The sequence below is a fragment of the Streptomyces sp. NPDC048644 genome (assembly GCF_043199105.1).
GTDB lineage: Bacteria > Actinomycetota > Actinomycetes > Streptomycetales > Streptomycetaceae > Streptomyces.
This window is the reverse complement of the sequence record NZ_JBICVO010000009.1, coordinates 171,661-190,605: the sequence shown is the minus strand read 5'-3', so window position 1 is coordinate 190,605 and position 18,945 is coordinate 171,661. Positions and strand designations below refer to the sequence as shown.

Annotated in this window: 17 protein-coding genes; 13 read left to right on the top strand and 4 right to left on the bottom strand. The window is 69.0% G+C overall.

Annotated elements, in window-relative coordinates; translation table 11 throughout:
* Positions 1 to 148: 148 nt before the first annotated feature.
* Complete coding sequence (locus ACGFNI_RS22180) at positions 149 to 1,753, top strand: ABC transporter substrate-binding protein (RefSeq protein ID WP_393686211.1); 1,605 nt, start codon at positions 149 to 151, stop codon at positions 1,751 to 1,753.
* A 111-nt stretch (positions 1,754 to 1,864) separates the two neighbouring features.
* On the opposite strand, the gene ACGFNI_RS22175 is transcribed toward ACGFNI_RS22180, so the two are convergent.
* Both ACGFNI_RS22175 and ACGFNI_RS22170 read right to left on the bottom strand, forming a co-directional pair.
* Entirely contained in the window at positions 1,865 to 2,536 is a 672-nt protein-coding gene (locus tag ACGFNI_RS22175; RefSeq protein ID WP_393686210.1) for a response regulator, read from the bottom strand.
* A 13-nt stretch (positions 2,537 to 2,549) separates the two neighbouring features.
* Positions 2,550 to 3,512: a RecB family exonuclease gene (locus tag ACGFNI_RS22170; RefSeq protein ID WP_393686209.1), complete on the bottom strand. Its 963-nt coding sequence runs from the start codon at positions 3,510 to 3,512 to the stop codon at positions 2,550 to 2,552.
* A 176-nt stretch (positions 3,513 to 3,688) separates the two neighbouring features.
* Between ACGFNI_RS22170 and ACGFNI_RS22165 the strand changes: the two genes are divergently transcribed.
* From ACGFNI_RS22165 to ACGFNI_RS22155, 3 genes are all read left to right on the top strand, one after another.
* Positions 3,689 to 4,963, top strand: coding sequence for a site-2 protease family protein (locus ACGFNI_RS22165; protein WP_393686207.1), 1,275 nt, complete (start codon positions 3,689 to 3,691; stop codon positions 4,961 to 4,963).
* 67 nt (positions 4,964 to 5,030) lie between these two features.
* Positions 5,031 to 5,966: a tRNA (adenine-N1)-methyltransferase gene (locus ACGFNI_RS22160; RefSeq protein WP_227048632.1), complete on the top strand. Its 936-nt coding sequence runs from the start codon at positions 5,031 to 5,033 to the stop codon at positions 5,964 to 5,966.
* A gap of 181 nt (positions 5,967 to 6,147) precedes the next feature.
* Complete coding sequence (locus tag ACGFNI_RS22155) at positions 6,148 to 6,720, top strand: hypothetical protein (protein ID WP_393686205.1); 573 nt, start codon at positions 6,148 to 6,150, stop codon at positions 6,718 to 6,720.
* Between the two features lie 72 nt (positions 6,721 to 6,792).
* Here the strand turns inward: ACGFNI_RS22155 and ACGFNI_RS22150 are convergent, their stop codons facing one another.
* Positions 6,793 to 7,089 carry a ferredoxin gene (locus ACGFNI_RS22150; protein ID WP_393686203.1) on the bottom strand — a complete coding sequence of 99 codons (297 nt, stop codon included), beginning with the start codon at positions 7,087 to 7,089 and terminating at the stop codon, positions 6,793 to 6,795.
* 251 nt (positions 7,090 to 7,340) lie between these two features.
* Here ACGFNI_RS22150 and arc point away from each other — a divergent pair, with 251 nt between their 5' ends.
* The 5 genes from arc (at position 7,341) to prcA (ending at position 13,345) form a co-directional block, all read left to right on the top strand.
* A complete protein-coding gene (gene arc / locus ACGFNI_RS22145; RefSeq protein ID WP_393686201.1) occupies positions 7,341 to 9,107 on the top strand; it encodes a proteasome ATPase in 1,767 nt (588 codons plus the stop codon).
* A gap of 277 nt (positions 9,108 to 9,384) precedes the next feature.
* Positions 9,385 to 10,896 carry a depupylase/deamidase Dop gene (gene dop, locus ACGFNI_RS22140; protein WP_393686199.1) on the top strand — a complete coding sequence of 504 codons (1,512 nt, stop codon included), beginning with the start codon at positions 9,385 to 9,387 and terminating at the stop codon, positions 10,894 to 10,896.
* Positions 10,897 to 11,063: 167 nt separating this feature from the next.
* Complete coding sequence (locus tag ACGFNI_RS22135) at positions 11,064 to 11,282, top strand: ubiquitin-like protein Pup (RefSeq protein WP_227048627.1); 219 nt, start codon at positions 11,064 to 11,066, stop codon at positions 11,280 to 11,282.
* A gap of 296 nt (positions 11,283 to 11,578) precedes the next feature.
* Positions 11,579 to 12,424, top strand: a complete 846-nt coding sequence (gene prcB / locus ACGFNI_RS22130; RefSeq protein ID WP_393686197.1) for a proteasome subunit beta — start codon at positions 11,579 to 11,581, stop codon at positions 12,422 to 12,424.
* 66 nt (positions 12,425 to 12,490) lie between these two features.
* Positions 12,491 to 13,345 carry a proteasome subunit alpha gene (prcA, locus tag ACGFNI_RS22125; protein WP_393686195.1) on the top strand — a complete coding sequence of 285 codons (855 nt, stop codon included), beginning with the start codon at positions 12,491 to 12,493 and terminating at the stop codon, positions 13,343 to 13,345.
* A gap of 89 nt (positions 13,346 to 13,434) precedes the next feature.
* On the opposite strand, the gene ACGFNI_RS22120 is transcribed toward prcA, so the two are convergent.
* Entirely contained in the window at positions 13,435 to 14,484 is a 1,050-nt protein-coding gene (locus tag ACGFNI_RS22120; RefSeq protein ID WP_393686193.1) for a LacI family DNA-binding transcriptional regulator, read from the bottom strand.
* Positions 14,485 to 14,609: 125 nt separating this feature from the next.
* On the opposite strand from ACGFNI_RS22120, the gene ACGFNI_RS22115 reads away from it, so the two are divergent.
* The 4 genes from ACGFNI_RS22115 (at position 14,610) to ACGFNI_RS22100 (ending at position 18,796) form a co-directional block, all read left to right on the top strand.
* Positions 14,610 to 15,869 carry an MFS transporter gene (locus tag ACGFNI_RS22115; protein ID WP_393686191.1) on the top strand — a complete coding sequence of 420 codons (1,260 nt, stop codon included), beginning with the start codon at positions 14,610 to 14,612 and terminating at the stop codon, positions 15,867 to 15,869.
* Between the two features lie 9 nt (positions 15,870 to 15,878).
* On the top strand, positions 15,879 to 17,240 hold the full coding sequence (gene pafA, locus ACGFNI_RS22110) for a Pup--protein ligase (RefSeq protein WP_227048622.1): 1,362 nt from the start codon (positions 15,879 to 15,881) through the stop codon (positions 17,238 to 17,240).
* A gap of 134 nt (positions 17,241 to 17,374) precedes the next feature.
* Positions 17,375 to 18,364, top strand: coding sequence for an FKBP-type peptidyl-prolyl cis-trans isomerase (locus tag ACGFNI_RS22105; protein WP_393686189.1), 990 nt, complete (start codon positions 17,375 to 17,377; stop codon positions 18,362 to 18,364).
* 57 nt (positions 18,365 to 18,421) lie between these two features.
* Positions 18,422 to 18,796 (top strand): FKBP-type peptidyl-prolyl cis-trans isomerase, encoded by a 375-nt coding sequence (locus tag ACGFNI_RS22100; RefSeq protein ID WP_393686187.1) that lies wholly within the window; start codon positions 18,422 to 18,424, stop codon positions 18,794 to 18,796.
* The last annotated feature ends 149 nt before the right edge of the window (positions 18,797 to 18,945 follow it).

The following is an 18,945-nucleotide window of genomic DNA, read 5'->3' as shown; positions in this document are numbered from 1 at the left end:
ATCGTTCCACCGTCCGGTTATCGGTGACCCGGGTGCGGTTATCCCGTCGCGATATACCGGCAACTCCGTTCCGTCCCGGACCGGCTGGCCGTGCCTACTAATGTCGACGCGAGCAACACCTCTGCAGCTGATAAGGAACCTGCCGACGATGAATCGCAAGACCTTGGTGCTGCCGGCTCTGGCCGGTCTGCTCGCCCCCGTACTCGCTGCCTGCGGCAGCTCGGACGGCGCGGACGGGAGCGGCGACCCGATCGTCGTCGGGGTCGCCACGCAGATCGAGGCCACCAAGGCAGCGCCCGCCCCGTTCGACCCGGCACAGGCGTACGACGTCGACGCGATGAACGTCCTGCGCGGCACCCTCCAGACGCTGATGCGCCTGCCCAGGACCGGTACGGCGCCGGTGCCCGAGGCCGCCAAGACCTGTGGGTTCCGCGATACCAGGAACGAACAGTTCCGGTGCACCCTGCGCAGCGATCTGAAATTCTCCAACGGCCATGCGCTCACCGCGCGGGACGTGAAGTTCTCCATCGACCGCGTGCAGAAGATCAACTACGCCAACGGTCCCGGGACGCTGGTCAACGACATCGACAAGGTCGAAACGCCCAGCGATACCGAAGTGGTTTTCCACCTCAAGAAGCCGGACGCCACCTTCCCGCAGAAGCTCACCACACCGGCCGCCGGCATCGTCGACCACCAGGTCTACCCCAAGGACCATCTCTACAACGGTTTCGACCTCGTCGGCTCCGGCCCTTACACGCTCAAGGCCGAGCACAGCGGCGAGCGGGTAACCAAGATCGTTTTCTCCAGGAACCCCACCTACAAGGGCGCGGTGAAGCCCTTGAACGACAAGGTGGCGATGCGGTTCTTCGGCAGCTCGTCCGCCATGGAGAAGGCCCTGCGCAAGGGCGATATCGACCTGATGAACCGCGGTCTGTCGCCCAATCAGGTCAAGGGTCTGAAGAACTCCAGGGACGAGCACATCGCCCTCCAGGAGATGCCAGGCCAGGAAATCCGCTACCTCGCCTTCAACACGAAGGACCCGTCGGTCTCCGACCGGGCCGTACGCCAGGCGATGGCGCAGCTCGTCAACCGCTCCCAGATGCTGCGCGACGTCTACTCCTACGCCGGCGACCCGCTGTACTCCCTGGTGCCCACCGGCCTCACCGGCCACATCAACTCCTTCTTCACCAAGTACGGCAACCCCAGCGTCCCGGCCGCCCGCAGGATCCTTGAGCAGGCGAACATCCACACCCCGGTGAAGCTGACCCTGACGTACACCGAGAACCACTACGGCGCCAGCACCGCCAAGGAGTTCGCGGCCCTGCAGAAGCAGCTCAACGCCAGCAAGCTCTTCGACGTCGACATCAACGGCATCAAGAACTGGCAGCAGTTCCGCACCGACTCGTCCGGGGGCAAGTACGCGGTCTACGGCATGGGCTGGTTCCCCGACATCCCGGACGCCGACAACTACATCGCGCCCTTCCTCGGCAAGGGGAACTTCCTCAACTCCCCGTACCGCAACGCGAAGATCGAGCAGCTGATCCCCGCCACCCGGCAGCAGACCGACCGCAACGCCGCCGGCACCGGCTTCAAGGAGGTCCAGAACATCCTCGCCGAGGACGTCCCGATCCTCCCGCTGTGGCAGGGCAAGCAGTACGTGGCCGCCCGCGACGACATCACCGGCGTGGAATGGGCGCTCAACTCCTCGTCCGCGCTGCAGATCTGGGAGCTGGGCCGCGGCGTCGCCGACTGAGCCACCGCGGGAGGCCCCGGCCGCACCCGCACCGCACGAACGGCGGGGCCGGTCCTGATCCCAGGACCGGCCCCGCCGTCATGACCACCGCCCGCCGGCGGCCCGCGCCGCCTACTGCGCCCCGGGGCGCACCAGACCGCTCTCGTACGCGTAGACCGCCGCCTGCACCCGGTCGCGCAGCCGCAGCTTCGTCAGCACGTGTCCCACATGCGTCTTGACCGTCGTCTCGCTCACGAACAGATCCGCCGCGATCTCGGCGTTCGACAGGCCGCGGGCCACCAGCTTCAGCACCTCGACCTCGCGGTCGGTGAGCGTGTGCAGGGTGTCGGGCACCGACTCCTCGCCCGACGGGAGATGACCGGCGTACTTGTCCAGCAGCCGGCGCGTGATGCTGGGCGCCAGCATCGCCTCGCCGGCGGCCACCACCCGGATCGCCTGTACCAGCTCGACGGCAGGCGCGTCCTTGAGCAGGAAGCCGCTGGCCCCCGCCCGCAGCGCCTCGACGACGTACTCGTCCAGGTCGAAGGTGGTCAGCACCAGCACCTTCGCCGGGCCGTCCTTCGCCGGACCGGTGATCTGGCGGGTCGCCTCCACCCCGTCCATCCGCGGCATGCGGATGTCCATCAGCACCACATCGGGCTGCAATGCCCGCACCTGGTCCAGTGCCTGCAAGCCGTCCCCGGCCTCGCCGACGACCGCCAGGTCCTGCTCGGCCTCCAGAATCATCCGGAAACCCGTACGCAGCAGCGGCTGGTCGTCGACCAGCAGGACGCGGATAGCCACCAAAGCTCCTTCGTTAGACCGGCTCCATTCTGCCCTGCTCAGGGCCGCTCCCGTCCGCCGGGCGGATCGTGAGCGGATAGACCGGGGGAGTGCCGCCGAACTCCGGGCAGTGCGCCTGATGGTCGCACCAGCCGCACAGCTTCGTCGGCCGCGGACGCCAGTCGCCGGATTCCGTCGCCTTCTCGATCGCCGCCCACAGCGCCAGCAACTTCCGCTCCACGCCCCGCAGTTCGGCCTCGCCCGGGTCGTATGTGATGACATCGCCGCTGCCCAGATAGACCAGCTGCAACCGGCGCGGCACCACTCCGCGCAGCCGCCACATCACCAGCGCGTAGAACTTCATCTGGAACAGCGCGCCCTCGGCGAACTGCGGACGCGGCGCCTTGCCGGTCTTGTAGTCGACGATCCTGACCTCGCCCGTCGGCGCGACGTCCACCCGGTCGATGAACCCGCGCAGCCTCAGCCCCGAATCCAGCGCCGTCTCGACGTACAGCTCACGGTCCGCCGGCTCCAGGCGCGTCGGATCCTCCAGCGAGAACCACCGCTCCACCAGCGCCTCGGCGTCCGCCAGCCAGCCGGCCAGCCGCTCGCCCTCCGGATCGTCGGCGAACAGCTCCGCCAGCTCCGGCCGCTTGCCCAGCAGCTTCTCCCACTCGCCCGCCACCATCGCGCGGGCACCGGGCGCCGTACGCTCCGCCGCCGGCGCATCGAAGAGCCGCTCCAGCACCGCGTGCACCACGGTGCCGCGGGTCGCCGCCGGGCTGGGCTTCTCCGGCAGCTTGTCGATCACCCGGAAGCGGTACAGCAACGGGCACTGCATGAAGTCGCTCGCCCGCGAGGGCGACAGCGCGACGGGACGCCCCGGCGACCGCTGCGCCCCGCGCTGCGCGCCGGGACCTGCCGTCCCCTGCTCGCCCTGCCCGTCCCGCGGCGCCGCCGCCCCGTCCGCCTCGGCAATCTCGGTGCTCGTTCCCATGACACCCGACCCTACGGCCAGGCACTGACAACACCCGCCACCACGGCAGGGACCGGGGGCCCGCAGCGGAGCGGCCGGGCACGCTCCGCATACCATCGACGCCAGACCCCTTCGCGCTGCATGATCGAGAGATCACGCCGCACCGGCGCGAAGGCCGTATTCGACGAGGGGACACCGTGGACGAGAGCGGGAAGCCGCAGGACCCCCAGGAGTCCGCGCAGCCCCAGCCGCCCAACCCGCCCGAGCCACCCGAGGGCCCCAAGAACTCCAAGGGCCGCAAGACACCGGCACCGGGCCGCAAGAAGGGCGGCGGCATCCTCATGGGCCGCCCCTTCGGCGTGCCCGTCTACGTCGCGCCCAGCTGGTTCCTCGTCGCCGCCCTGATCACCTGGGTCTTCGGCGCCCAGCTCGAACAGGTCCTGCCCGAGCTCGGTGGCGCCCGCTACCTCGTCTCGCTCTTCTTCGCCGTCGCCTTCTACGCCTCGGTCCTCATCCACGAACTCGCGCACACCGTCGCCGCGCTCCGCTTCAAGCTCCCCGTACGCCGCATCCAGCTCCAGTTCTTCGGCGGCGTATCGGAGATCGAGAAGGAGACCGAGACCCCCGGCAGGGAATTCGTCCTCGCCTTCGTGGGCCCGCTCCTCTCCCTCGTACTCTCCGGTGTCTTCTACGGCGGCATGCAGCTCGTCGAGGCCGGCACGGTCCCCGGCGTGCTGCTCGCGGGGCTGATGATCTCCAACCTCATCGTCGCGGTCTTCAACCTCCTTCCCGGGCTCCCGCTCGACGGCGGACGGATGCTCCGTGCCGTCGTCTGGAAGATCACCGGCAACCCGATGTCCGGCACCGTCGCCGCCGCCTGGATCGGCCGCGCGCTCGCCGTCACCGTCCTGATCGGCCTGCCGCTGCTCACCCACACCGGAGCGCTCGGCGGCCCCCGCCCCGACATCGGCAGCGCCGACTCCCTCACCGACGCCCTGCTCGCCGCGATCCTGGCCGCCATCATCTGGACCGGAGCGGGCAACAGCCTCCGGATGGCCAGGCTGCGCGAGCGCCTCCCCGGACTCCAGGCCCGCACGCTCACCCGGCGCGCCGTCCCGGTGGAGAACGCCACCCCGCTCTCCGAGGCGCTCCGCCGCGCCAACGACTCCGGGGCCCGCGCCCTGGTCGTCGTCGACGGGCACGGCGAACCCACCGCCGTCGTCCGCGAAGCCGCCATCGTCGGCGTCCCCGAACACCGCCGCCCCTGGGTGCCGGTCGGCACCCTCGCCCAGGACCTCAAGGACGGCATGCGGGTTCCGGCCGAACTGGCCGGCGAGGACCTCCTCGAATTCCTCCGCGCCACCCCGGCCACCGAATACCTCGTCGTCGAGGAGACCGGCGAGATCTACGGCGTGCTGTCCACCGACGACGTCGAGCGGGCCTTCGTCTCCGCCATGGCCCGCCACTCCTGACCCGCCCGCGCCCCCGACGGGACGCCCGCTGGTCCTGGGCGTCCGCCGGGCCCGGTAGGCTGGTCACATGTCCGAACCGACCGGTGCCGCCCGCCGTCGCGGGCCCTTCAAGGTCGGGGACCAGGTCCAGCTCACCGACCCCAAGGGACGCCACTACACCTTCACGCTCGAAGAGGGAAAAAGCTTCCACACCCACAAGGGAGCTTTCCCCCACGACGAGCTGATCGGTGCTCCCGAGGGCAGTGTTGTCCGTACCACCGGGAACGTCGCCTACCTCGCGCTGCGCCCGCTGCTCCCCGACTACGTCCTGTCCATGCCCCGCGGCGCCGCCGTGGTCTACCCCAAGGACGCGGGGCAGATCCTGGCGATGGCCGACATCTTCCCCGGCGCCCGCGTCGTCGAGGCGGGAGTGGGTTCCGGCTCGCTCAGCAGCTTCCTGCTGCGCGCCATCGGCGACCAGGGCATGCTGCACTCCTACGAGCGCCGCGAAGACTTCGCCAAGATCGCCACCCAGAACGTCGAGCGCTACTTCGGCGAGCCGCACCCGGCCTGGACGCTCACCGTCGGTGACCTCCAGGACAACCTCTCCGACACCGAGGTCGACCGGGTCATCCTCGACATGCTCGCCCCCTGGGAGTGCCTGGAGGCCGTCTCCAAGGCGCTGGTCCCCGGCGGCATCCTCTGCGCGTACGTCGCCACGACCACGCAGCTGGCCCGCACCGTCGAGGCGATCCGCGAACACGGCACCTTCAACGAGCCGTCGGCCTGGGAAACCATGGTCCGCACCTGGCACGTCGAGGGCCTCGCCGTCCGCCCCGACCACCGCATGATCGGCCACACCGGCTTCCTGCTCACCGCCCGCCGTCTCGCCGACGGCGTCGAACCCCCGCTGCGCCGCCGCCGTCCCGCCAAGGGCGCGTACGGCGACGACTACACCGGTCCGGGTTCCGCGTCGGGCGGCTCCAAGGACGCGCCGTCGGGCGACTCCGCAGAGCGCGGCTGACCGCCGGCTTCAGGCCACCGAACCACCGGGCGCCGCCGACGAGTTCCCCCTTCGGGAACCGTCGGCGGCGCTCCTTCGTTTCCGGCGTAAAACTCCGGTCCGGCTGGTTCCTGGGCGTCTTGTCCTGTGGAACGATGCTGGGCACTCCCACCGCCACAGCACTTCACAGGAGTTACCTCGCGTGCAGCCCTTGGCAGGCCAGGATCTTTCGCACACCCAGCCCCGCCCCATGCACTGGCTCGCCACGGCCACCGCCGTCGCCGCGGTCGTCGCTGCAGCTTCCTTCGTCCAGCCCCCTGATGCGAAGGCCACTCCGACCGCGTCGGGCCGCCCTGCGGCGGCTCCCGACCCGCGAGGTGTGACCTTCCCCGTCGACTGCGGCCCGAACCGCCTCGACGTGGTGAAGAAGGTCTCGGGCGACCTCGACGGCGACGGCACGCCCGAGACCGTCGCGACGGTCCGCTGCCACAGCGCCACCGGCACCCCGCCCAGCGGCGTCTACGTCCTCGCACAGCCGACCGGCAAGGGGGCGAAACCCCGCATCGTCGCCACGCTCCTGGCGCCCTCCCAGCGGCTCAGCGTCCAGGACCTCTCCCTGGACGCCGGCGAGATCTCCGCGTCGCTCCTGGGGTACTCCACGACCGACGTGCCGCGCTGCTGCCCCGACGTGCACACCACCGCCAAGTGGCAATGGAAGGGCGGGAAGTTCGTACGGAACGAACTCCCCGCCGCTGTCGGCACCGCGCGTATCTGACCGGTCACAGGACGTGCCCCGGAGGGGGAGGCGGCCCGGTGCCGTAACCGCCGTCTCCCCGCCGCCCGGCGGCTATTCCGCCTCCGGGCCGTAGACCTCCACCTGGTTGTCGACCCGGCGGACGTGGATGCAGTCCCCGGGGCACTCCTTCGCCGAGTCCCGTACGTCGTTGAGCAGCGGCAGCGGAACGGGCGTTGTCGCTCCCTTGTCCTGGAGCAGCTCGTCGTCGGAGCTCTTGACGTAGGCGAGTCCGTCGATGTCCAGCTCGAAGACCTCGGGCGCGTACTGCGCGCAGATCCCGTCCCCGGTGCACAGGTCCTGATCGATCCAGACTTCAAGCTCTGGAGTGGCTTCTTCCTGCGCGGTCATCTCGCCTGCCGTTCCTGCGTACGTGAAGCGTTTTTGTCTAAGTGGTGCCAGCCCTGACGGGTGTTGACCGTCCCGACGATACAACCGGTCGCTTTCCGATGTTGTTCGGTGGGTATTCCCTTGGTGAGCGGACGTGCGCAAGGGTGAAGATCGGACACACCCCGACCGTCTTTTCGATCTAGGGGTTTCAACCCGCACCGGCCCAGGTAGGGTCAGGAAGCGTCCAGCTCCCCTTGGAGGAGGTGAGGACCGTGGCAGCCCACGACGACGACATCAACCGCGGCATCCGGCCCGGGCGGGGGTCTGAAGACCCCGCCGGCCAGGTCGCCTATCTCGAGCAGGAGATCGCCGTCCTGCGACGCAAGCTCGCCGACTCTCCGCGTCATACGAGGATTCTCGAAGAGCGGATCGTCGAGCTGCAGACCAACCTGGCCGGCGTTTCCGCGCAGAACGAGCGACTCGCCAATACTCTCCGAGAGGCCCGCGACCAGATCGTCGCGCTCAAGGAGGAGGTCGACCGGCTCGCGCAGCCGCCGGCCGGCTTCGGCGTCTTCCTGCAGGTGAATGAGGACGGCACGGCCGATATTTTCACCGGAGGCCGAAAGCTCCGGGTGAATGTCAGCCCCAGCGTGGAGACGAACGACCTCAGGCGCGGCCAAGAGGTCATGCTCAACGAAGCGCTCAATGTGGTCGAGGCCATGGCGTTCGAGAGCGCCGGGGACATCGTCACCCTCAAGGAAATCCTTGAGGACGGCGAGCGCGCCCTGGTCGTCGGGCACACCGACGAGGAACGGGTGGTGCGGCTCGCCGAGCCGCTGCTGGACATCACCATCCGCCCCGGCGACGCCCTGCTGCTCGAACCCCGCTCCGGCTACGTCTATGAAGTCATCCCGAAGAGCGAGGTCGAGGAACTCGTCCTCGAAGAGGTCCCGGACATCGACTACACCAAGATCGGCGGTCTGGGCGGCCAGATCGAACTGATCCGGGACGCGGTCGAGCTTCCGTACCTCTACCCCGACCTCTTCAAGGAGCACGAACTCCGCCCGCCCAAGGGTGTGTTGCTCTACGGCCCGCCCGGCTGCGGCAAGACGCTCATCGCCAAGGCGGTCGCCAACTCCCTTGCCAAGAAGGTCGCCGAGGTGACCGGCCAGCCCGCGGGGAAGAGCTTCTTCCTCAACATCAAGGGCCCCGAGCTCCTCAACAAGTACGTCGGCGAGACCGAACGGCACATCCGGCTGGTCTTCCAGCGGGCGAGGGAGAAGGCCAGCGAGGGCACGCCCGTCATCGTCTTCTTCGACGAGATGGACTCCCTCTTCCGCACCCGCGGCTCCGGTGTCAGCTCGGACGTGGAGAACACCATCGTCCCGCAGCTGCTCTCCGAGATCGACGGTGTGGAGGGCCTGGAGAACGTCATCGTGATCGGCGCCTCGAACCGCGAGGACATGATCGACCCGGCGATCCTGCGCCCCGGCCGCCTCGACGTGAAGATCAAGATCGAGCGTCCGGACGCGGAAGCGGCGAAGGACATCTTCTCGAAGTACCTCACCGAGCGCCTGCCGCTGCACACCGACGATCTCGCCGAGCACGGCGGCTCCCGCAATGCGGCCGTCAGCGGAATGATCCAGTCGGTCGTCGAGCAGATGTACGCGGAATCCGAGGAGAACCGCTTCCTGGAGGTCACCTACGCCAATGGTGACAAGGAAGTCCTGTACTTCAAGGATTTCAACTCCGGCGCGATGATCGAGAACATCGTCGGACGTGCGAAGAAGATGGCCATCAAGGCATTCCTCGAACACAATCAGAAGGGTTTGCGGGTCTCCCACCTCCTCCAGGCATGCGTGGACGAGTTCAAGGAGAACGAAGACCTGCCGAACACCACCAACCCGGACGACTGGGCCCGTATCTCCGGTAAGAAGGGCGAGCGGATCGTCTACATCCGCACCCTGGTCACCGGAAAGCAGGGCGCGGACACCGGCCGTTCCATCGACACGGTGGCGAATACCGGCCAATACCTGTAACACCGCTCTCCGGCTGCGGATGTCCTGCACGGGGCGTCCGCAGCCGGATGCTTTTCCAGGGTCGCCGGACAGCCCCGGGCAAAGCGCGGGGCGGCGGTCAGGGAAACCGGACGGGAGCAATGACTGTAATGATCTCCCCAGCGCCGCAAAGGCGTTCTAGGCTCGTCAGTACCGCGGCGTCACGCTGTGCGGGAGCGGGGATCGCACACGGACCGGAAGCGCAGCGGTACTTGAGCGCCGACCCCATCCGGGGGCGCCGCCGGGCAAGGAGGGCCGCATGACCGTACGGCGAGTAATGGGGATCGAGACGGAGTACGGAATCTCCGTCCCCGGACACCCGAACGCCAATGCCATGCTCACCTCGTCCCAAGTCGTCAATGCCTATGCGGCGGCGATGCACCGGGCACGGCGTGCCCGTTGGGATTTCGAGGAGGAGAATCCGCTGCGGGACGCCCGCGGCTTCGACCTCGCCCGCGAGGCCGCCGATTCCAGCCAGCTCACCGATGAGGACATCGGCCTCGCCAATGTGATCCTCACCAATGGCGCGCGGCTGTACGTCGACCACGCGCACCCCGAATACAGCGCCCCGGAGGTCACGAATCCGCGGGACGCCGTGCTGTGGGACAAGGCGGGCGAGCGGATCATGGCCGAGGCCGCCGAGCGGGCCGGCCAGGTACCCGGCGCCCAGCCGATCCTCCTCTACAAGAACAACACCGACAACAAGGGCGCCTCCTACGGCACGCACGAGAACTACCTGATGAAGCGGGAGACCCCGTTCTCGGACATCGTGCGGCACCTGACGCCGTTCTTCGTCTCCCGCCAGGTCGTCACCGGCGCGGGCCGCGTCGGCATCGGCCAGGACGGGCGGGAGCACGGCTTCCAGCTCAGCCAGCGCGCCGACTACTTCGAGGTCGAGGTCGGCCTGGAGACGACGCTCAAGCGCCCGATCATCAACACCCGCGACGAACCGCATGCGGACGCCGAGAAGTACCGCCGCCTGCACGTGATCATCGGCGACGCGAATCTCTCCGAGATCTCGACCTATCTGAAGCTGGGCACCACCTCGCTGGTCCTCTCCATGATCGAGGACGGCTTCATCGCCGTCGACCTGGCCGTCGACCAGCCGGTCCGCGCCCTGCACCAGGTTTCGCACGACCCCGGTCTGCGACACCTCATCACGCTCCGCAGCGGCCGTACGCTCACCGCGGTCCAGCTTCAGATGGAGTACTTCGAGCTGGCCCGCAAGTACGTCGAGGACCGCTACGGCGCGGACGCGGACGAGCAGACGAAGGATGTGCTCACCCGCTGGGAAGACGTGCTCGGGCGGCTGGAGAACGACCCGATGAGCCTGTCCGGAGAGCTGGACTGGGTCGCCAAGCGGGAGCTGATGGAGGGCTACCGCCGCCGCGACGGCCTGGACTGGGACGCGGCGCGGCTGCACCTCATCGACCTTCAGTACGCGGACGTGCGGTCCGACAAGGGCCTGTACAACCGTCTGGCGGCCCGCGGCAAGATGAAGCGGCTGCTGGAGGAGCCCGAGGTCCAGCGGTCCCGGCTGCAGCCTCCCGAGGACACCAGGGCCTATTTCCGCGGTCGCTGCCTGGAGCAGTACGCGGACGACGTGGCGGCTGCCTCCTGGGACTCGGTGATCTTCGATCTGCCGGGCCGTGACTCTCTGCAACGGGTTCCCACTCTGGAGCCGCTGCGCGGGACGCGTGAGCACGTCAAGGATCTGCTGGACCGCTGTCGCACGGCCGAGGAGCTGGTGAGGGCGCTTTCCGGCCACTGAACCGGCAGGGATTCGCGGCTGATCCACGGCTGAAAAGGCCGTGGGGCGGGAATCATCGAGGTGACTCCCGGGCGTTGCAACAAGTGCAGGGCCGATGTCAGAGCCAGCTTGTAGGGTCGGATCTTGAGAGTCACATCGAGCGGGGCGAACCGAGCGGGGTGAGGGAAATGGCGACCAAGGACAGCGGCGGCGGGCAGCAGAAGGCCACGCGTTCCACCGAAGAGGTCGAGGAGCAGACGCAGGAGGCGGAGGCTTCCGAAGACCTCAAGGAACGCCAGGAAAAGCTGTCGGACGACGTCGATTCGGTGCTGGACGAGATCGACGACGTGCTCGAAGAGAACGCCGAGGACTTCGTGCGGAGCTTCGTTCAGAAGGGCGGAGAGTAACCGGACCGTGGTTCGGGCGCGGCGCCGGTGGTGTTCTGCGGAGCGCCGCCGGCCCGGTCCGGAGTGCCAAGGACCCATCCCACGGGGCCGTGCGGGCCGCCTGGCGGCACGTCAGCCGGCCAGGTCCGCACGGCCGGTGAGGCCGGTGCAGCCCGGTTCGGGAACTCATGTGGATCACGGCCGCAGGACGGGTAGGGTCCGGGTCGTACAGTGCTTCAGCTGCATCGCAGCCTGGGACAATTCAAGCATCGGCCGGCCACCCGGAGGCGGACGGCCGAGTATCCGGAAGGAAACGTGTGGAAGCCAACACTCGTAGCACCGGGCGTCTACCAGCTGCCTTCCTGACGCCTGGATCCTCGTCGTTCATGGACTTCCTCGGCGAGCACTCTCCCGATCTGCTGCCGGGCAACCGCCCGCTGCCGCCCGTCCAGGGCGCCATCGAGGCACCGCACGGCACGACCATCGTGGCGGCGGCCTTCCCCGGCGGCGTGGTGCTCGCCGGTGACCGCCGGGCGACGATGGGCAACGTCATCGCACAGCGCGACATCGAGAAGGTCTTCCCGGCCGACGAGTACTCCGCTGTCGGCATCGCCGGCACGGCAGGTCTGGCCGTCGAGATGGTCAAGCTGTTCCAGCTGGAGCTGGAGCACTTCGAGAAGGTGGAAGGCGCCCAGCTTTCCCTGGAGGGCAAGGCAAACCGTCTCTCCACGATGATCCGGGGCAACCTCGGGATGGCCATGCAGGGCCTCGCCGTCGTGCCGCTGTTCGCGGGCTGGGACGTCGACCGGGAGAAGGGCCGCATCTTTTCCTACGACGTGACCGGCGGGCGGTCCGAGGAGCACGGCTTCGCGTCGACGGGATCCGGTTCCGTCTTCGCCCGCGGCGCCCTCAAGAAGCTGTACCGCGACGACTTCACGGAGCATCAGGCCGCCACGGCCGTCGTTCAGGCGCTCTATGACGCCGCTGACGACGATTCGGCGACCGGTGGGCCGGATCTGGCCCGCCGGATCTACCCGATCGTCACGGTGATCACCGAAGACGGCTTCAAGAGGTTCACCGACGCCGATGTCTCGGAGATCGCCCGTGCCATTCATGAGCGCCGCCTCGAACAGCCCGACGGCCCGCGCGCCGCGGTGCTCTGACGGGACGGACGGTCCGGAATGCGCGTGCCAGTGAGAGAGTCATTGACAGAAAGGGACGGATAACCGGTGTCGACGCCGTTCTATGTCTCACCCCAGCAGGCCATGGCCGATCGCGCCGAATACGCCCGCAAGGGCATCGCGCGCGGACGCAGTGTCGTGGTGCTGCAGTACACCGACGGCGTGGTATTCGTCGCCGAGAATCCCTCCCGGGCCCTGCACAAGGTCAGCGAGATCTATGACCGCATCGCTTTCGCGGCGGTCGGCAAGTACAACGAATTCGAGAATCTGCGGATCGGCGGTGTGCGCTACGCCGACCTGCGCGGCTACACCTACCACCGTGAGGACGTCACCGCACGCGGCCTCGCGAACGTCTACGCACAGACGCTCGGCACGATCTTCTCCAGCGCCGCCGAGAAGCCGTACGAGGTCGAGCTGATCGTCGCCGAGGTCGGCAGCGCCGCCGAGGACGACCAGATCTACCGGCTTCCGCACGACGGCTCGATCGTGGACGAGCACGGTTCGGTCGCGGTGGGCGGCAACGCCGACCAGATCAGCAGCTACCTCGACCAGCGGCACCGCGACGGCATGACGCTGGGCGAGGCGCTGAAGCTGGCCGTCGACTCGCTGTCGCGGGACAACAACGGCGGTGAACGCACCCTGACCGCCGAGCAGTTGGAGGTCGCGACGCTGGACCGCACGCGTCCGCAGCAGCGGAAGTTCAAGCGGATCCTGGGCCGCCAGCTCTCCCGGCTGCTCGACGAGCACGCCACGGCGTCCGGCACCGAGCCGGCCGCGGACGAAGCGGGCTCCGGGGACGCGGACACGTCCCAGGGGAGCGACGACGCGTCCGGCGAGAAGGGCGAGAAGGGCGCGAAGAACGCGAAGGATGCGAAGGGGCCGGAGAAGGGCTCCGAGGAGTAGTCGGCGCCGTACGGCGTCAGGGCAGCGCGTCCCGGTGGGTCACCGCCGGGGCGCGCTGTGCTGTGCGGGCGGCTCCGGGGGCGTACGCGTCAGGCGGGCGCCGGGCCCGTGGAGCCGCGGGTGACCAGTTCGACCGGCAGGGTGCGGGCCGGAGCGGGGCGGCCGTCGAGCGCGGTCATCAGGGCGCGCATGCCGGCCGCGCCGAAGTCCTCGGCCGGCAGCCGTACGGTCGTCAGCTCCGGTTCGACGGCCACCGCCAGCGCCAGATCGTCGAAGCCGGTGACCGAGACGTCTTCCGGCACCCGCAGGCCGAGCCGCCGCGCGGCCTTGCAGGCGCCGGCGGCCACGATGTCGTCGTCGCAGACCAGGGCCGTCGGGCGGGGCCCGGGGCCGGTCAGTGCGGTGTGCGCGGCCGTCAGGCCCGCCGTGACGCCGAGCGCGGTCGGTACCCGGCGCAGCTCGGCGCCGGGGATTTCGCCGAGCGCCCGGTCGAGCGCGCGGGCGCGCAGCGCGAAGGTCCAGGAGTCGATGTCGGCCGCGAGATGGCCGATCCGGCGGTGGCCGAGCCCGAGGAGATGGGCGGCCACCTGGCGGATGCCGTCGGCGATGTCGAGGTTGACGGTGGCGGCGGCCCGGTCGTCCTGCGGGTCGTTGTCCAGCATGACGAGGGGGAGCCCGGTGTCGCGGAGTGCGGCGAGCGCGTCGACGGCCATGGACGAGGCGATCACGCCGTCGAGGGTGGCGCGGGCCGAGCCGAACGGGTCGGGGGCCGGGCCGATGCCTTCGGGCGAGGGGTAGAGGACCACGCCGAAGCCGCGGTCGGCGGCGGCCCGGGACGCGCCGGAGTGGACCAGCGCGAAGAATTCCGTGGTGAGTGCGGGGACGACGAGGAGCGCGGTGCGGGTGCGGCCCATGCGCAGGCTGCGGGCCGCGAGATTGGGGCGGTACCCGAGGTCGAGGGCGGCGGCCCGGACGGACTCGGCCTTGGCCGGGGAGACCCGGCCGCGCCACTTCTCGCCGAGCACGAGGGAGACGGCGGCCTGGGAGACCCCGGCGGCCCGTGCCACGTCCCGGCTGGTGACACGGGATGCGACCGACGGCTGCGCGCCGCGGTCAGGGGTCGTGCCGTTGTTGCTCACCGCTGACTGTCTCCTGGTGGTCGGCCGGGCGGGCTGGACCGCCGAATGGCGCCATGATACGTATAACGCTGCCACGTTATACGTATCATGTCCGGAGCTGCTGCGCCGGGCGGAGAGGGGCCGGGATGGCCGCGGGATATGCGGAGCTGCTCAAAACCCGGCATGCCGCCCGGCTGCTGACCGGAACCCTGATCGGCCGGCTGCCGAACGCCACGGCCGCCCTGGCGGTGGTCCTCTTCGTCCGCTCGGAGGGCGGCAGTTACGCGCTGGCCGGTGCGCTCTCCGCCGTCTACGGCGTGTGCACCGCGATCGGCCAGCCGCTGCTCGGCCGGGCCGTCGACGTGTACGGCCAGCCCCGCGTCATGCTGCCCGCAGCGGTGGTCTCCGCCCTGGGAATGGTGCTGCTCGCCGTCGTGGGGATCGAGCCGCTGCCCTTGGCCTACGCAGCCGCCGTGATCGCGGGGCTGTTCACGCCGCCTCTGGAGGGCGGGCTGCGGGCGCTGTGGCCGGGAGTGCTCAAGCGGCCCGAGCGGGTGCACGCCGCGTACGCGCTGGACGCGGTGGCGCAGGAAGTCATGTTCGCGGTGGGGCCGTTGCTGGTGACGCTGTGCGTCGCGGCCTGGTCGGAGCAGGTCGCGCTGCTGGTCATCAACGCGCTCGGCGTGCTGGGCGCGCTCTCCGTCGTCGTCTCCCCGCCGTCGCGGCAGTGGCGCAGCGGCCCGCGCGAGGCGCACTGGCTGGGCGCGCTGCGCTCGCCCGGCCTGCTGGTGCTGATCGGCTCGTTCTTCTTCGTCGGGCTGGCGCTCGGCTCCATAGCGGTGGCCGCGGTGGCGTACGCGGACGGGCACGGCGACGGCATGGTCTCCAGCTATCTGCTCTCCGCGCTGGGTGTCGGGGCGCTGGTGGGCGGCGTCGTCTACGGAGCCAGGGAGTGGCCGGGGAGTCCGGAGGGCCGGCTGCGGCTGCTCGTCGCCCTCCTGGCGCTGGGGTATCTGCCGCTCGTCCTCACCCCTGGTGTGGCGGGGATGACGGCGCTGACCGGTATCGCCGGTGTGTTCCTGGCGCCGGCGCTGGCGTGTGCGTTCGTGGTCGTGGACCGGCATGCTCCGCACGGCACGGTGACGGAGGCGTTCTCGTGGCTGGTGACGACCTTCGGCGTCGGCTCGGCGGTCGGTGCGTCGGTGGTGGGGCCCGCGGTCGAGCGCGGTGGCGCGGCGGCCGGATTCGCGGTGGCGGGCGGCGGTGGAATCGCCGCGCTGCTGGTGCTTTTGTCGACGAAGCGATTTCTCGGGGATCCCGTGGCGCGGACGGTTGTTGCCGCCCCGGCGGAAAATGATCGAAACGGGGCCGTCGAACCCGGTTTCAGAGCACGCCATCAGGCGTAATGTTCAGTCATGGACCGCCGCATTTTCGGGCTGGAGAACGAGTACGGCGTCACGTGCACGTTCAGGGGACAGCGCCGACTGTCGCCTGACGAAGTGGCGCGGTACCTCTTCCGCCGTGTCGTGTCATGGGGCCGCAGCAGCAATGTCTTCCTGCGGAACGGCGCCCGCCTGTACTTGGACGTGGGTTCGCACCCGGAATACGCAACTCCCGAGTGCGACAACGTGACCGAGCTGGTCACTCACGACAAGGCCGGCGAGCGCATTCTCGAGGGCCTTCTCGTCGACGCCGAACGCCGCCTGCACGAGGAGGGAATCGCGGGCGACGTCTATCTCTTCAAGAACAACACCGATTCGGCGGGTAACTCCTACGGCTGCCACGAGAACTATCTCGTCGCCCGCCACGGGGAGTTCTCCCGGCTCGCGGACATCCTCATTCCCTTCCTCGTCACCCGTCAGCTGCTGTGCGGCGCGGGCAAGGTGCTGCAGACCCCGCGCGGCGCCGTCTACTGCGTCAGCCAGCGTGCCGAACACATCTGGGAAGGGGTGTCGTCCGCGACGACCCGTTCGCGGCCGATCATCAACACCCGGGACGAACCGCACGCGGACGCCGAGCGCTATCGCCGGCTGCATGTGATCGTCGGCGATTCGAACATGTCCGAGACGACCATGCTGCTGAAGGTCGGGGCGACCGATCTCGTCCTGCGCATGATCGAGGCGGGCACCGTCATGCGTGATCTGACGCTGGAGAACCCGATCCGGGCGATCCGTGAAGTCAGCCATGACATCACCGGGCAGCGCAAGGTGCGGCTGGCCAGCGGGCGTGAGGCGTCGGCGCTCGAAGTCCAGCAGGAGTACTACGAAAAGGCGGTGGATTTCTGCGAGCGCCGCGGAATCCGTACGGGAACCGTCGAACGCGTCCTGGAGTTGTGGGGACGCACCCTCGAAGCAATCCGGGATCAGGAGCTCGACCGTATCTCCACCGAGATCGACTGGGTGATGAAACATCAACTCATCGAGCGATACCGCACAAAGAACAACATCACCATGTCCCATCCGCGAGTGGCGCAGATAGACCTCGCGTATCACGACATCCACCGCCGCAGAGGGCTCTATTACCTTCTGGAGCGGAAGGGGCAAGCGGCGCGGATCTGCAACGACTTGAAGATCTTCGAGGGCAAGTCGGTGCCGCCGCAGACCACCCGTGCCAGGCTGCGTGGCGACTTCATCCGCCGGGCCCAGGAGCAGCGTCGTGATTTCACGGTCGACTGGGTGCACCTCAAGCTCAATGATCAGGCGCAGCGGACGGTGCTGTGCAAGGACCCGTTCCGTTCGGTGGACGACAGGGTGGAGAAACTGATCGCCGGGATGTGACACGGGCCGTAGCAGGGTGTGCCGGGAGTGTAAGTGCTCCCGGCACATTGCTGTGTTGCGCCGGGAAACGTATGGGGGCACAGGTCGTAGAGTGGCGGACATTGGCCACCCACCCACGAGCCCGAGTTGGACTGATGAACCCCACGAAGAACACCCGTCGCGCCGCCGCCGCTGCGCTGACCGTGCCCATCCTGCTGTTCACCGCCGCCTGCGGGTCCGATGACGGCAAGGGCTCTGCCGACGGCTCAGTCGTCAAGGTCGAGGGCAAGGCAGGGGCCGAGCCCAAGATCTCGGTGTCCAAGGACGCCAAGCCGGCCGACAAGGTCGTGACCAAGACCCTCACCGAGGGCAAGGGCGCCACCGTCAAGAAGGGTGACCTGGTCCGCCTGGACTACTCGGCCCAGTCGATGAAGGGCCAGAACCTCGGCAGCAGCTGGACCAAGCAGCCCGGCGCCAAGAAGGATGCGCCGCGCGCCCAGGTCGTCACCGAGGTCACCGAGCAGATGACCCAGCAGATGCTGCCCCCGAAGGTGCTGACCGCTGCCGCCGGGCAGAAGGTCGGTGGCCGCTTCCAGGTCGAGGGCACCGCCAAGGCGCTGATCGGGGCGGGCCTCAACCCGCAGGCCGGCATCAAGCCCGAGGACGGTCTGGTGTGGGTCGTCGACGTGGCCGGTGTGAAGAAGGTCGACAAGAAGGCCAAGGCCGAGGGCGAGCAGGCGGCTCCCGAGAGCGGGATGCCCGAGGTGAAGGCCGCGGACGCCAAGGCCGCGTCGATCACCGTCCCCAAGGGTGAGAAGGCGCCGAAGGACCTCAAGCAGCAGGTGCTGATCAAGGGCAAGGGCCCCGAGGTGAAGGCCGGCGACGGGCTGATCGCGCAGTACACCGGCGTGAAGTGGGAGGACGGCAAGAAGTTCGACTCGTCCTGGGACCACGGCGGCGCGACCGCGTTCCAGATCGGCACCGGACAGGTCGTCCAGGGCTGGGACCAGGCACTGGTCGGCAAGCACGTCGGCGACCGCGTCGAGATCGTCATTCCGCCGAAGCTGGGCTACGGTGCCAGCCCGCAGCACGAGCTGGCCAAGAACACCCTGGTCTTCTCGGTCGACATTGTCGGCACGGTCTGACCCGGGTCTGCCAGACTGTTGCGGTCATCGCAATGATTCGTAAGTAGGAGCACATTCGTGAGCATCGACAAGCCCGAGATCGATTTCCCCGAGGGCCCGGCTCCCACCGATCTGGAGATCGTGGACCTGTGGGAGGGTGACGGGCCGGTCGCCAAGGCCGGGGACAGTGTCTCCGTGCACTACGTCGGCGTCTCCTTCAGCACCGGCGAGGAATTCGACGCGAGCTGGAACCGCGGTACCCCGCTGCAGTTCCAGCTGGGCGCCGGCCAGGTCATCCCCGGCTGGGACAAGGGCGTGCAGGGCATGAAGGTCGGCGGGCGCCGCCGGCTGACCATCCCCGCGCACCTGGCGTACGGCGAGCGCGGCGCCGGCGGCGGCCGTATCGCCCCGGGCGAGACGCTGATCTTCGTCTGCGACCTGGTCTCCGTCTGAGACCACCGCCGACCCACCGAGGGCCCGTGCCGACCGGCGCGGGCCCTCGGCGCGTCGGGCCACCGCATTCGGGCCCGCCCCTCCGGCTTTTGCCCTGAGCACGCCGGGCGGTACGGTCAACGGTCGGGAGATCCACGAGAGAGGGTGCC

Coding starts and splice junctions, on each gene's coding strand:
- ACGFNI_RS22180 (WP_393686211.1), top strand. CDS start 149: ATGAATCGCAAGACCTTGGTGCTGCCGGCTCTGGCCGGTCTGCTCGCC.
- ACGFNI_RS22170 (WP_393686209.1), bottom strand. CDS start 3,512: ATGGGAACGAGCACCGAGATTGCCGAGGCGGACGGGGCGGCGGCGCCG.
- ACGFNI_RS22160 (WP_227048632.1), top strand. CDS start 5,031: ATGTCCGAACCGACCGGTGCCGCCCGCCGTCGCGGGCCCTTCAAGGTC.
- ACGFNI_RS22150 (WP_393686203.1), bottom strand. CDS start 7,089: ATGACCGCGCAGGAAGAAGCCACTCCAGAGCTTGAAGTCTGGATCGAT.
- dop (WP_393686199.1), top strand. CDS start 9,385: ATGACCGTACGGCGAGTAATGGGGATCGAGACGGAGTACGGAATCTCC.
- ACGFNI_RS22135 (WP_227048627.1), top strand. CDS start 11,064: ATGGCGACCAAGGACAGCGGCGGCGGGCAGCAGAAGGCCACGCGTTCC.
- ACGFNI_RS22115 (WP_393686191.1), top strand. CDS start 14,610: ATGGCCGCGGGATATGCGGAGCTGCTCAAAACCCGGCATGCCGCCCGG.
- pafA (WP_227048622.1), top strand. CDS start 15,879: ATGGACCGCCGCATTTTCGGGCTGGAGAACGAGTACGGCGTCACGTGC.
- ACGFNI_RS22105 (WP_393686189.1), top strand. CDS start 17,375: ATGAACCCCACGAAGAACACCCGTCGCGCCGCCGCCGCTGCGCTGACC.